Consider the following 13,245-nt stretch of genomic DNA (forward strand, 5'->3'; position numbering starts at 1 on the left):
AGACACAGCCCCCCACACTACCAGCGGCCGATTCGGTGGCCCAAACCCGTCCCCGGTCCCCACGCGTGGGACCATGGAGGCTACGTATCGATCCGACCCGAGACCGCAGACGGACAAGCACACGTATGCGGACGCCTCAAGAATCAGGACCCTGCGTGCCCGCGATCCCCAGCCATGTGCCCGAGCCGAGCCGTACCGACCCGGCGCTGATCCGCAATTTCTGCATCATCGCCCATATCGACCACGGCAAGTCCACGCTCGCCGACCGGATGCTCCAGCTGACCGGTGTGGTCGAGCAGCGGCAGATGCGCGCTCAGTACCTCGACCGCATGGACATCGAGCGTGAGCGCGGCATCACGATCAAGTCCCAGGCGGTGCGGTTGCCGTGGGCCCCGACCCACGACAAGGGCAACACGCACATCCTCAACATGATCGACACCCCGGGGCACGTCGACTTCACGTACGAGGTCTCCCGTTCGCTCGCGGCCTGCGAGGGGACCATCCTCCTCGTCGACGCGGCCCAGGGCATCGAGGCGCAGACCCTCGCCAACCTGTACCTGGCGATGGAGAACGACCTCCAGATCATCCCGGTCCTCAACAAGATCGACCTGCCGGCCGCGCAGCCGGAGAAGTTCGCCGAGGAGCTGGCGAACCTGGTCGGCTGCGACCCGGACGACGTGCTGAAGGTCTCCGCGAAGACCGGTCTCGGCGTCGAGGCGCTGCTGGACCGCGTGGTCGCCGAGGTGCCCGCCCCGGTGGGCGTCGCGGACGCCCCCGCCCGCGCGATGATCTTCGACTCGGTCTACGACTCCTACCGCGGTGTCGTCACCTACGTCCGTGTCATCGACGGCCAGCTCAACAAGCGTGAGCGCATCCGGATGATGTCCACCGGCGCCACCCACGAGCTGCTGGAGATCGGGACCAACTCGCCCGAGATGCTGTCGGCCGACGGCCTCGGCGTCGGCGAGGTGGGCTACCTGATCACCGGTGTGAAGGACGTCCGCCAGTCCAAGGTCGGTGACACCGTCACCAGCCAGCACAAGGGCGCCGAGGAGGCGCTCGGCGGCTACAAGGACCCCAAGCCGATGGTGTTCTCGGGCCTCTACCCCCTGGACGGCTCGGACTACCCGGAGCTGCGCGAGGCCCTGGACAAGCTCCAGCTCAACGACGCCGCCCTGGTCTACGAGCCGGAGACCTCCGCCGCCCTCGGCTTCGGCTTCCGCGTCGGCTTCCTCGGCCTGCTGCACCTGGACGTGATCCGCGAGCGGCTGGAGCGCGAGTTCGGGCTCGACCTGATCGCCACCGCGCCGAACGTGGTCTACCGCGTGGTCATGGAGGACGGCAGCGAGCACACCGTCACCAACCCGAGCGAGTTCCCCGAGGGGAAGATCGACGAGGTCTACGAGCCGGTCGTGCGCGCCACGATCCTCGCGCCCAGCGAGTTCATCGGCGCGATCATGGAGCTGTGCCAGACCCGGCGCGGTGTGCTGCTCGGCATGGACTACCTCTCCGAGGACCGCGTCGAGATCCGCTACACCCTGCCGCTCGCCGAGATCGTCTTCGACTTCTTCGACCAGCTGAAGTCCAAGACCCGCGGTTACGCCTCCCTCGACTACGAGCCCACCGGCGAGCAGACCTCCAGCCTGGTCAAGGTGGACATCCTGCTGCACGGCGACAAGGTGGACGCGTTCTCCGCGATCACCCACAAGGACGCCGCGTACGCGTACGGCGTGCGGCTCGTCGCCAAGCTGCGCGAGCTGATCCCGCGGCAGGCGTTCGAGGTGCCCATCCAGGCCGCCATCGGCTCCCGCGTCATCGCCCGCGAGACCATCCGCGCCATCCGCAAGGACGTGCTGGCCAAGTGCTACGGCGGTGACATCTCGCGTAAGCGGAAGCTGCTGGAGAAGCAGAAGGAAGGCAAGAAGCGGATGAAGATGGTGGGTTCCGTGGAGGTTCCGCAGGAGGCCTTCATCGCCGTCCTGTCCAGCGACGAGAACGCCGGATCGGGCAAGGGCAAGAAGTAACCGCCTGTTACCGCGGGTCACTCCGCAAACCGGGCGAAACGGGGGCCCGCCGCGCGCACGTGCGGCGGGCCCTGCGTATCGGTCAGGTGGCTGTCTGTGTGAAGTTACAGGCCGTGGCCCCTTACGCAGTGGCCGGTCGACCTTTACTCTGTCCGTGCTCGATAGTTACTCGCGAGTTAAACAACGACGCGAGGAAACCCCAGCCGCACTGAGCCAGCCGCACCGTCGCGGGCCCCGGAGGATGTCGTGAGCGACACACAGACACTGATCGAGAACCGTCCGCCGAGCGTGGCGACCCTCTTCCTGGAGCGTGTGGCGGCCACACCGGACGCCGAGGCCTATCGCTACCCGGTCCCACCGGCCTCCGGGGAGGGCCCGGACGACTGGAAGTCGCTCAGCTGGTCCGAGGCCGCCGAGCGGGTCCACGCGATCGCGGCCGGCCTGATCGAACTGGGCGTGCAGCCGGAGGAGCGGGTCGCCCTCGCCTCCTCCACCCGTGTCGAGTGGATCCTCACCGACCTCGGTATCCTCTGCGCCGGCGCCGCCACCACCACGATCTACCCGCAGACCAACGCCGACGAGTCGGCGTACATCCTGTCCGACTCGCAGAGCCGGGTGCTCGTCGCGGAGAACGGCGAGCAGGCCGCCAAGGCCGTCGCCAAGCGTGACGAGCTGCCCGATCTGACCCGCGTGGTGGTGGTCGACGCGGAGGGCGTCGACACCGACGACTTCGTGATCAGCCTGGCCGAGCTGGAGAAGCGCGGCGCCGCCCGCCTCCAGAAGGAGCCGGAGCTGATCAAGGAGCGGGTCGCGGCGATCACCAAGGACCAGCTCGCCACCCTCATCTACACCTCCGGCACCACCGGCCGCCCCAAGGGCGTGCGCCTGCCGCACGACAACTGGTCGTACATGGCCAAGGCGATCGCCGCGACCGGCCTGGTCAGCGGCGACGACGTCCAGTACCTGTGGCTGCCGCTGGCCCACGTCTTCGGCAAGGTCCTCACGTCCGGCCAGATCGAGGTCGGCCACGTCACCGCGGTCGACGGCCGCGTCGACAAGATCATCGAGAACCTGCCGGTGGTCCAGCCGACCTACATGGCCGCCGTGCCCCGCATCTTCGAGAAGGTCTACAACGGCGTCGCCGCCAAGGCGAAGGCCGGCGGCGGCGCCAAGTACAAGATCTTCCAGTGGGCCGCGGGAGTCGCCCGCGAGTACGCCAAGGTCACGCAGGACAACTTCCGCCGCACCGGCAGCGCGACCGCCCCGGCCGGACTGCGCACCAAGCACGCCGTCGCCGACAAGCTCGTCTACGCCAAGATCCGCGAGGCCTTCGGCGGCCGGCTGCGCGCCTGCGTCTCCGGCTCCGCCGCCCTCGCGCCCGAGATCGGCTACTTCTTCTCCGGCGCCGGCATCCACATCCTGGAGGGCTACGGCCTCACCGAGTCCTCCGCGGCCTCCTTCGTGAACCCCGGCGAGGCCTACCGCACCGGCACCGTCGGCAAGCCGCTCCCCGGCACCGAGGTCCGCATCGCCGACGACGGCGAGATCCTGATGCGCGGCCCCGGCATCATGCAGGGCTACCACAACCTGCCCGAGAAGACCGCCGAGGTCCTGGAGGAGGACGGTTGGTTCCACACCGGTGACATCGGTGAGCTGTCCGCCGACGGCTACCTGCGCATCACCGACCGCAAGAAGGACCTGATCAAGACCTCCGGCGGCAAGTACATCGCGCCCGCCGAGGTCGAGGGCCAGTTCAAGGCTGTCTGCCCGTACGTCTCCAACATCCTGGTGCACGGCGCCGACCGGAACTACTGCACCGCCCTCATCGCCCTCGACGAGCCGTCCATCACCGCCTGGGCGGCGGAGAACGGCATGGCGGGCAAGTCCTACGCGGACATCGTCGCCGCCCCGGTCACGGTCGAGATGGTCGACGGCTACGTCAAGCAGCTCAACGAGGGCCTGCAGCGCTGGCAGACCATCAAGAAGTTCCGCCTGCTGCCGCGCGACCTGGACGTCGAGCACGGCGAGATCACCCCGAGCCTCAAGCTCAAGCGGCCGGTGGTGGAGCGCGAGTACAAGCACCTCATCGAGGAGATGTACGAGGGCGCACGCGAGAAGTGACAGCCCGTCGGCCGGGAGACGCGTTCTCCCGGCCGGCGTCGGAGCGGTGACAGGCGGGGCCGGGACCGGTGCGTCCCGGCCCCGCCGCCGATGTCCGCGCCGCGCCGGGAATCGATCGCGGGCCGGCGCGGTTGCCGCTCGCCATGAAGGCAATCGGATTGAGCACCTACGGCGGCCCGGACGTTCTGCGCGTGGTGGAGCTGCCCACGCCCGAGGCGGGACCCGGCGAGGTCCGGATCAGGGTGCACGCGGCCACTGTGAACCCCACCGACGCCATGATGCGCACCGGAGGCCACGCCGCCCGGATGCGCGACATCCCGCCGCCGTTCCTGCCCGGCATGGACGCGGCGGGCGTGATCGACCAGCTCGGCCCCGGCGTCGACGACCGGCTCGCCGTGGGGCAGCGGGTCGTCGCACTGGTGCTGCCCACCCGCCCGGAGGGCGGCGCGTACGCCGAGCAGATCGTCGTACCCGCTGCGTCGGTCGTCCCCGCGCCCGCCGGGGCCGGCCACGCCGAGGCCTCCACCCTGCTGATGAACGCGGCCACCGCCCGGCTGGCCCTGGACACCCTCGCCCTCCCGGCCGGCGCGACCCTCGCCGTGACCGGCGCGGTCGGTGCGGTCGGCGCGTACACGATCGAACTGGCCAAGGCCGACGGGCTGACCGTCGTCGCGGACGCCGCCCCGCACGACCGTGACCTGGTCCGCGGCTTCGGCGCCGACCACGTGGTCGACCGGGGCAAGGACGTGGCCGGGCGCATCAGGGCGCTGCTGCCGGACGGCGTACCCGGGCTGGTGGACGGTTCCCACCAGCGGGACGAGGTCGTCCCCGCCGTGGCGGACGGCGGCACCCTGGTCGAGCTGAGGGGATGGCAGGGGCCGGACGAGCGCGACGGCATCACGGTGACCCCGGTCTTCGTCGCGAGCGTCGCCACCGACACCGCCCTGCTGGACACGCTGTGCCGGCAGGCCGAGGAGGGCGTGCTGTCCCTGCGCGTCGCCAAGGTGCTTCCGGCGTCCGACGCGGCCGAGGCGCACCGCCTGCTCGAAGCCGGGGGGCTGCGCGGCCGCCTGGTCCTCGACTTCTCCTGACGGCGACCGGCCACCCCGGCCACCCCGGCCACCCCGGCCGGCTGCGGTCGCCCGGCACCCCGCCCCCGCCCTTCACGGCGGGCGCGGGGTGTGCGCCTCCTCGTTCCCCGATGACCGGAAACGAGCGGTTGCGTCTCCGTTCTTGAACGAAGACGGGGCACTGTTCCCCCGACAAGCGATCCACTTTCGTGACTCCACGCTTATGGGCGGGTCCGTTCTGTCACCCTGTCGGCAGCGACGAGGTTCTATTCGTACGAACTGCCCGGGGAGCTGCCCATGCGGGCCATTCCGACCCAACGGGAGACCACCTCGTGCGCCCCCGACGTGCGGGGGTGCACGCGGGTGGAGGCGACACTGTCCGGAAGTCCCCTCGCCCCGGGCTCCGCACGCGCCCTGCTGCGCAAGACGCTCACCGAGTGGGCGCAGCTCTCGCCGCCCGGCGCGGATCTCCTCACCGGCCGGGTCGGCGACGACGCCGCCCTCGTCGCCAGCGAACTCGTCACCAACGCCGTCGTCCACGCCGGCACCGAGGTGCACCTGACCTGCCGGCTGGAGGAGGACACCGGCGCACTCGTGGTCGAGGTCGCCGACCACCACCCCGCGCGCGCCCCGCACGACGGCGCACCGGAGGCGCCCGCGCACGACACCCCCGAGTACGGGCGCGGTCTGCGCCTGGTCGCCGCGCTCGCCGAGTCCTGGGGCATCACCTACCGCCCTGGCACCAAGACCGTGTGGGCGCGGCTGGCGAACCACGACCACGCGGCGGGCGACCCCGCCGAGACGTACGCCGGGGAGCGCGACCCGGCGCGGGACCTGCGGGCCGCCGCCCACCTCGCCTCCGACCCCCTCGCACCCCGGGCGCGGACCGGCTCGCGCGACGGCACCCGGGACGCCTGGCGGGCCGCTTCCTACGGCGACGACTGGCTGGCCCGCCGCCCCGGCCGGGACGGCACCTGGCTGGGCCGGGGCGCGCTGTCCTTCCTGGCGGAGGCCTCCGACCTGCTCGCCGGGCAGCTCGACGAGGACCTGGTCGCCTCCCTCACCGGACAGCTGATCGTGCCGCGGCTCGCCGACTGGTGCGCGGTCTGGCTGGAGGACGAGACCACGGCCCTCGGCGGCCGGCCCGGCGGCACCCGCGCCGGCGGCCGGCTCGCCCGCGTCTGGCACGCCGGTGAGCAGCACGTCGAGGAGCTGAGCCGGGCGCTGGAGGGGAACCCGCCACCGCACCCCGACGACCCGCTCGGCACGGGTCCCGTGCCCTACCCGTGGCCGGCGCCCGCCGCCGTGGCGGACACGGACTCTGACGCGGCGGGCGAGGGCCTTGACGCGGCGGGCGAGGATCTTGGCCCGGTGGGCCCCGAGTCCGGGGCGGTGGGCGGGGGTTCCGGTTCGGTGGGTGCGCACTCCGGCCCGGCGCACGCGAGCCCCGGGCCGGGGAAGGGTACGGGTGCTGCCGAGGGGGCGGGTTCCGCGCCGCCCGGGACCGCGCTCGCCTACCGGCTCGTCGCCGGAGGGCGCCCGCTCGGCACCCTGGTCATCGGCCGCGGCGGCATCGACCGCTTCCCCGACGAGATCACCGGGCTGGTCGAGGACCTCGGACGACGGGTCGCGCTCGCCATCGGCGCCGCCCGGCAGTACGCCCGCCAGGCCACCATCAGCGCCGTCCTCCAGCGCGGCCTGCTGCCCGGCGCCGTCGCCGAGATCCCGGGCGTGCGCAGCGCCCTCGTCCACGAACCGTGCGACAAGGGTGGCCCCAGCGGCGACTTCTACGACCTCTTCCCGGCCGGCCGCGGACGCTGGTGCTTCGCCGTCGGCGACGTCCAGGGCAAGGGACCCGAGGCGGCCGTCGTCATCGGACTGGTCCGGCCCTGGCTGCGGCTGCTCGCCCGCGAGGGCTACCGCGTCGCCGACGTCCTCGACCGGCTCAACCAGCTCCTCCTCGACGACGCCACCGAGGCCGCCGACGCCGCCGCCCGCGCACTGGTGGCCGCCGGGGCCCGCCCGACCGCCCCCGGTGACGGCCCCCAGACCCGTTTCCTCTCCCTCCTCTACGGCGAGCTCGTCCCCTCCGACGGCGGCGTGCGCTGCACCCTCGCCTCCGCCGGACACCCCCTGCCCCTCCTGCTCGATCCCGAGGGCGCCGTCCGCACCGTCGCCCAGCCGCAGACGCTGCTCGGGGTCGTCGAGGACGCCACGTACACCAGCGAGACCTTCGAGATGTACTCCGGCGACAGCCTGCTGTGCGTCACCGACGGCGTCACCGAGCGGCGCTCCGGGTCACGTCAGTTCGACGACGGCGACGGACTGGCCACGGCACTGGCGGGCTGCGCCGGCATGGAGGCCGGGGCCATAGCGGAACGGATCACCCGGCTGGTGCACGACTTCGGGGCTCGGCCCCCGGCGGACGACCTCGCCCTGCTGGTGCTCCAGGCGGAGTGAGCGCGCCGGGGCGCACGGGCACCGGCGCGGGCGGCGCGGAAGGGGAGCGGGCGGGGTGCGGGACAATGGAGCACATGCCTTCCGCACTCCCCGACGGCGAGCCCGTCCCCGCCGACGGCGCGCTGCCCGCGTCCGCGCTCGCGGGCGCGGCCGACCGCCCCCTCGGGTTCTACCTGCACGTCCCCTACTGCGCGACCCGCTGCGGCTACTGCGACTTCAACACCTACACCGCGACCGAGCTGCGCGGCAGCGGCGGCGTGCTGGCCTCCCGCGACAACTACGCCGAGACTCTCGTCGACGAGGTCCGCCTGGCCCGCAAGGTGCTCGGCGACGACCCGCGGCCGGTGCGCACGGTGTTCGTCGGCGGAGGCACACCCACGCTGCTCGCCGCCGGCGACCTGGTGCGGATGCTGGGCGCGATCCGTGAGGAGTTCGGGCTGGCGCCGGACGCCGAGGTCACGACGGAGGCGAACCCCGAGTCGGTCGACCCCGCGTACCTGGCGGAGCTGCGGGCCGGCGGCTTCAACCGCGTCTCCTTCGGCATGCAGAGCGCCCGGCGGCACGTGCTGAAGGTCCTCGACCGCACGCACACCCCCGGCAGACCCGAGGCGTGCGTCGCCGAGGCCCGCGCGGCCGGGTTCGAGCACGTCAACCTCGACCTGATCTACGGCACGCCGGGGGAGTCCGACGACGACTGGCGCGCGTCGCTGGACGCCGCGATCGGCGCCGGACCGGACCATGTGTCCGCGTACGCGCTGATCGTCGAGGAGGGTACGCAGCTGGCCCGGCGGATCCGGCGGGGCGAGGTGCCGATGACGGACGACGACGTCCACGCGGACCGGTATCTGATCGCCGAGGAGCGGCTGTCGGAGGCGGGGTTCTCCTGGTACGAGGTGTCGAACTGGGCCACCTCGGAGGCGGGACGTTGTCTGCACAACGAGCTGTACTGGCGGGGCGCGGACTGGTGGGGGGCCGGGCCGGGAGCCCACTCCCACGTGGGTGGGGTGCGGTGGTGGAACGTCAAGCACCCCGGTGCGTATGCGGCGGCGCTGACGGAGGGGCGGTCGCCGGGGGCGGGACGGGAGGTGCTGTCGGCCGAGGACCGGCGGGTGGAGCGGATTCTGCTGGAGCTTCGGCTTCTGGACGGGGTGCCGTTGGATCTCCTTCGGCAGGAGGGGCGTGCGGCGGCCGACCGCGCGCTGTCCGACGGCCTGCTCCGTCCCGAGCCCTTCGCGGAGGGCCGGGCGGCCCTCACCCTGCGGGGGCGGCTGCTGGCGGACGCGGTGGTCCGCGACCTGGTCGACTGACAGAGGGTTCTCGCCCCCGCCGCCCCTTCCCGTACCCGGCCCCGGGGCTCCGCCCCGGACCCCGCTCCTCAAACGCCGGAGGGGCTGATGTCAGCCCGTCCGGCGTTTGAGGACGAGGCCCGCCAGGGCCGACAAGGGGGGTCTGGGGGCGCAGCCCCCAGGGACGGGACGGGAAGGGGCGGCGGGGGCGAGGAAATCGGTACTTACGACGGAGCCGTGACGAAGTCGATGAGTTCCTCCACCCGGCCGAGGAGCTGGGGCTCCAGGTCCTTGTACGAGTGGACGGAGTCCAGGATCCGCTGCCACGCCTCGCCCGTGTGGGCGACCCGCCACCCCAGCGCCCGGCACACCCCCGTCTTCCAGTCCTGCCCCCGCGGCACCCGGGGCCAGCCGGCGATCCCCACGGACGCCGGCTTCACCGCCTCCCAGATGTCGATGTACGGGTGACCGACCACCAGCGCGTGCTCGCTCGTCACCGCCTGGGCGATCCGCCACTCCTTGGACCCCGGCACCAGGTGGTCCACCAGCACCCCCAGCCGCGCGTCCGGTCCGGGGCCGAACGACTCGACGATCGACGGCAGGTCGTCCACGCCCTCCAGGTACTCCACCACCACGCCCTCGATGCGCAGGTCGTCGCCCCACACCTTCTCGACCAGCTCGGCGTCGTGCCGGCCCTCGACGTAGATGCGCCCCGCGCGGGCGACGCGCGCCCGGGCCCCCGGGACGGCCACCGAGCCGGACGCCGTGCGGGTGGGCCGCGCCGGGCCGGACGCGGGCCGGACCAGCGTGACGACGCGCCCCTCCAGCAGGAACCCGCGCGGCTGCAGCGGGAACACCCGGTGCTTGCCGAAGCGGTCCTCCAGGGTGACCGTGCCGGCCTCGCAGCGGATCACGGCGCCGCAGAATCCGGTGCCGGGCTCCTCCACCACGAGGCCCGGCTCGGCGGCGACCTCGGGCGCGGGCTGCGACTTCTTCCACGGAGGGGTCAGATCGGCGGAGTACTGGCGCATTCCGCCGACGATACGAGGATCGTGCCGGGGGCGATCAGTCCGACACGCCGAACCGGGCCGCCAGCGCGTCCCGTTGGGCCCGTACGAACGCCGCGTCGACCACCGCTCCGTGACCGGGCACGTACACCGCGTCCTCGCCGCCGAGCCGGAGCAGCCGGTCCAGCGCGGCCGGCCAGCGGGACGGCACGGCGTCGGGCCCGGCCTGCGGATCGCCCGACTCCTCGACCAGGTCGCCGCAGAAGACGACCCCGGGGTCGCCGGGCACCAGGACCGCGAGGTCGTGGGCGGTGTGGCCCGGGCCCACGTTCGCCAGCAGCGCCTGCCGGCCGCCGCCCAGGTCGAGCGTCCACTCCCCGGACACCGCGTGCCCGGGAGGCGTCAGCGCGTCCACCGCCTCGCCCGCCACCCGCGGGTCGAGCCCCCAGCGCACCGCGTCCGCGCGCAGCTCCTCGCGCCCCCGCCCGGAGAGCGCCGAGTCCAGCCCGACCGCGCCGTACACCTCGGCTCCCGCGAACGCCGGCGCCCCGAGGACGTGATCGAAATGGGGGTGGGTGAGCGCGAGATGTGTCACACGGCGGCCGGTCAGCTCCCGCGCCTCGGTCCGCAACCGCGCGCCCTCGGCCGGCGCGGAGCCCGCGTCGACGGCCAGCACGCCGTCGGTGCCCACCACGAGCCCCGCCGTGCAGTCCCACACCGGCAGCCGGCGCCGTCCGACCCCCGGCGCCAGTTGCTCCCATCCCGACTCTTCCCAAGTCACGGTCATGACCGGGACGCTAGCGGGGGACGACGACGCCGGGCACGGCGGCGCGGACCGGCCTTGCCGGGGTCGTACCCCCCGGCCGTACACTGGGCCGGGGAAGTCTGGCACTCGCGTGCGAAGAGTGCCAGAGTCGTTACCGGGCGGAAGCCAGCTGGAGGTGTGCGCGATGCTCAGTGAACGCAGGCTCCAGGTGTTGCGCGCGATCGTCCAGGACTACGTGGGCACCGAGGAGCCCGTCGGCTCCAAGGCGCTCACCGAGCGGCACAACCTCGGCGTCTCCCCGGCCACCGTGCGCAACGACATGGCGGCCCTGGAGGACGAGGGCTTCATCGCCCAGCCGCACACCAGTGCCGGGCGCATCCCCACCGACAAGGGCTACCGGCTGTTCGTCGACAAGCTGGCCGGTGTCAAGCCGATGAGCCCGCCCGAGCGGCGGGCCATCCAGAACTTCCTCGAGGGCGCCGTCGACCTCGACGACGTCGTGGCCCGGACGGTGCGGCTGCTGGCGCAGCTCACCCGCCAGGTCGCCGTGGTGCAGTACCCCTCGCTGACCCGGTCGACGGTGCGGCACGTGGAGCTGCTGGCCCTCGCCCCGGCGCGGCTGATGCTGGTGCTGATCACCGACACCGGCCGGGTCGAGCAGCGCATGGTCGACTGCCCGGCGCCGTTCGGTGAGGCGTCCCTGGCCGACCTGCGGGCGCGGCTCAACAGCCGGGTCGCGGGCCGCCGGTTCACCGATGTGCCGGGTCTGGTGGAGGACCTCCCGGAGGCCTTCGAGGCCGACGACCGCGGTACGGTCTCCACGGTGCTCTCCACCCTCCTGGAGACGCTCGTCGAGGAGAACGAGGAGCGGCTGATGATCGGCGGTACCGCCAACCTCACCCGCTTCGGACACGACTTCCCCCTCACGATCCGGCCCGTCCTGGAGGCGCTGGAGGAGCAGGTCGTGCTCCTCAAGCTGCTCGGCGAGGCGCAGGATCCGGGTGTGACCGTACGGATCGGTCACGAGAACGCCCACGAAGGACTCAACTCCACGTCCGTCGTGTCGGTCGGCTACGGTTCGGGCGGCGAGGCTGTCGCCAAGCTCGGCGTGGTCGGACCGACCCGCATGGACTACCCCGGAACGATGGGAGCGGTACGCGCAGTGGCACGGTACGTCGGACAGATCCTGGCGGAGTCATAGGTGGCCACGGACTACTACGCCGTACTCGGCGTACGCCGCGACGCGTCGCAGGAAGAGATCAAGAAGGCCTTCCGGCGGCTCGCCCGCGAGCTGCATCCGGACGTCAATCCGGATCCGAAGACCCAGGAGCGGTTCAAGGAGATCAACGCCGCCTACGAGGTGCTGTCGGACCCGCAGAAGAAGCAGGTCTACGACCTCGGGGGCGACCCGCTGTCCCAGTCCGGCGGCGCCGGCGGCGCGGGCGGCTTCGGGGCCGGCGGCTTCGGCAACTTCTCCGACATCATGGACGCCTTCTTCGGCACGGCGTCGCAGCGCGGACCGCGCTCGCGCACCCGCCGGGGCCAGGACGCCATGATCCGCATCGAGGTGGAGCTGGACGAGGCCGCGTTCGGCACGACCAAGGACATCCAGGTCGACACGGCGGTCGTCTGCACCACGTGCAGCGGTGAGGGTGCCGCGCCCGGCACCAGCGCGCAGACGTGTGACATGTGCCGCGGCCGCGGTGAGGTCTCGCAGGTCACCCGGTCCTTCCTGGGCCAGGTCATGACGTCCCGCCCGTGTCCGCAGTGCCAGGGCTTCGGCACCGTCGTGCCCACGCCCTGCCCGGAGTGCGCGGGCGACGGCCGGATCCGCTCCCGCCGCACGCTCACGGTGAAGATCCCGGCCGGTGTCGACAACGGCACCCGGATCCAGCTGGCGGGCGAGGGCGAGGTCGGCCCGGGCGGCGGCCCCGCCGGTGACCTGTACGTCGAGATCCACGAGCTGCCGCACTCGCAGTTCCAGCGGCGCGGCGACGACCTGCACTGCACGGTCACGCTGCCGATGACAGCGGCGTCGCTGGGCACCAAGGTGCCGCTGGAGACGCTGGACGGCCTGGAGGAGGTCGACATCCGGCCCGGCACCCAGTCCGGCCAGTCGATCCCGCTGCACGGCCGGGGCGTCACCCATCTGCGGGGCGGCGGTCGCGGTGACCTCATCGTCCACGTCGAGGTGCAGACCCCGACCAAGCTGGACCCGGAGCAGGAACGCCTGCTGCGGGAGCTGGCCAAGCTGCGCGGCGAGGAACGGCCCACGGGCCAGTTCCAGCCCGGGCAGCAGGGGCTGTTCTCCCGGCTGAAGGACGCGTTCAACGGGCGCTGACCGGCGTGCGCCGGAGCGGGGCCGATGCTGCCGGGGGTGCGGGGGGTCGCCCCCCGGGCAGGCACGGTCAGCCGGGGCAGCAGGGGCTGTTCTCCCGGCTGAAGGACGCGTTCAACGGGCGCTGACCGGCGTGCGCCGGAGCGGGGCCGATGCTGCCGGGGGTGCGGGGG

9 protein-coding genes are annotated in these 13,245 nt (G+C 72.8%); 7 read left to right on the plus strand and 2 right to left on the minus strand.

The window, feature by feature from the left end; all coding sequences use genetic code 11:
* Positions 1-155: 155 nt before the first annotated feature.
* From lepA to hemW, 5 genes are all read left to right on the plus strand, one after another.
* Positions 156-2,024 carry a translation elongation factor 4 gene (gene lepA, locus ACIF8S_RS05675; RefSeq protein ID WP_399997499.1) on the plus strand — a complete coding sequence of 623 codons (1,869 nt, stop codon included), beginning with the start codon at positions 156-158 and terminating at the stop codon, positions 2,022-2,024.
* 246 nt (positions 2,025-2,270) lie between these two features.
* A complete protein-coding gene (locus ACIF8S_RS05680; protein WP_399997501.1) occupies positions 2,271-4,145 on the plus strand; it encodes an AMP-dependent synthetase/ligase in 1,875 nt (624 codons plus the stop codon).
* Between the two features lie 143 nt (positions 4,146-4,288).
* The gene (locus ACIF8S_RS05685) at positions 4,289-5,236 is read left to right on the plus strand and encodes an NADP-dependent oxidoreductase (protein WP_399997502.1); all 948 of its coding nucleotides are present in this window, start codon (positions 4,289-4,291) and stop codon (positions 5,234-5,236) included.
* Between the two features lie 276 nt (positions 5,237-5,512).
* Positions 5,513-7,675: a SpoIIE family protein phosphatase gene (locus ACIF8S_RS05690; RefSeq protein ID WP_399997504.1), complete on the plus strand. Its 2,163-nt coding sequence runs from the start codon at positions 5,513-5,515 to the stop codon at positions 7,673-7,675.
* A gap of 74 nt (positions 7,676-7,749) precedes the next feature.
* A complete protein-coding gene (hemW, locus tag ACIF8S_RS05695) occupies positions 7,750-8,982 on the plus strand; it encodes a radical SAM family heme chaperone HemW (protein ID WP_399997506.1) in 1,233 nt (410 codons plus the stop codon).
* 203 nt (positions 8,983-9,185) lie between these two features.
* Here hemW and ACIF8S_RS05700 read toward each other — a convergent pair whose 3' ends face one another.
* Both ACIF8S_RS05700 and ACIF8S_RS05705 read right to left on the minus strand, forming a co-directional pair.
* Positions 9,186-9,992, minus strand: coding sequence for a DUF3097 domain-containing protein (locus tag ACIF8S_RS05700; protein WP_399997508.1), 807 nt, complete (start codon positions 9,990-9,992; stop codon positions 9,186-9,188).
* 34 nt (positions 9,993-10,026) lie between these two features.
* Positions 10,027-10,755, minus strand: coding sequence for an MBL fold metallo-hydrolase (locus ACIF8S_RS05705; protein ID WP_399997509.1), 729 nt, complete (start codon positions 10,753-10,755; stop codon positions 10,027-10,029).
* A 163-nt stretch (positions 10,756-10,918) separates the two neighbouring features.
* On the opposite strand from ACIF8S_RS05705, the gene hrcA reads away from it, so the two are divergent.
* Both hrcA and dnaJ read left to right on the plus strand, forming a co-directional pair.
* Positions 10,919-11,935, plus strand: a complete 1,017-nt coding sequence (gene hrcA / locus ACIF8S_RS05710) for a heat-inducible transcriptional repressor HrcA (protein WP_359606454.1) — start codon at positions 10,919-10,921, stop codon at positions 11,933-11,935.
* Positions 11,936-13,075, plus strand: coding sequence for a molecular chaperone DnaJ (dnaJ, locus tag ACIF8S_RS05715; RefSeq protein ID WP_215213063.1), 1,140 nt, complete (start codon positions 11,936-11,938; stop codon positions 13,073-13,075).
* The last annotated feature ends 170 nt before the right edge of the window (positions 13,076-13,245 follow it).

The organism is Streptomyces sp. NPDC085937 (assembly GCF_044540535.1).
Taxonomy (GTDB): Bacteria; Actinomycetota; Actinomycetes; order Streptomycetales; family Streptomycetaceae; genus Streptomyces.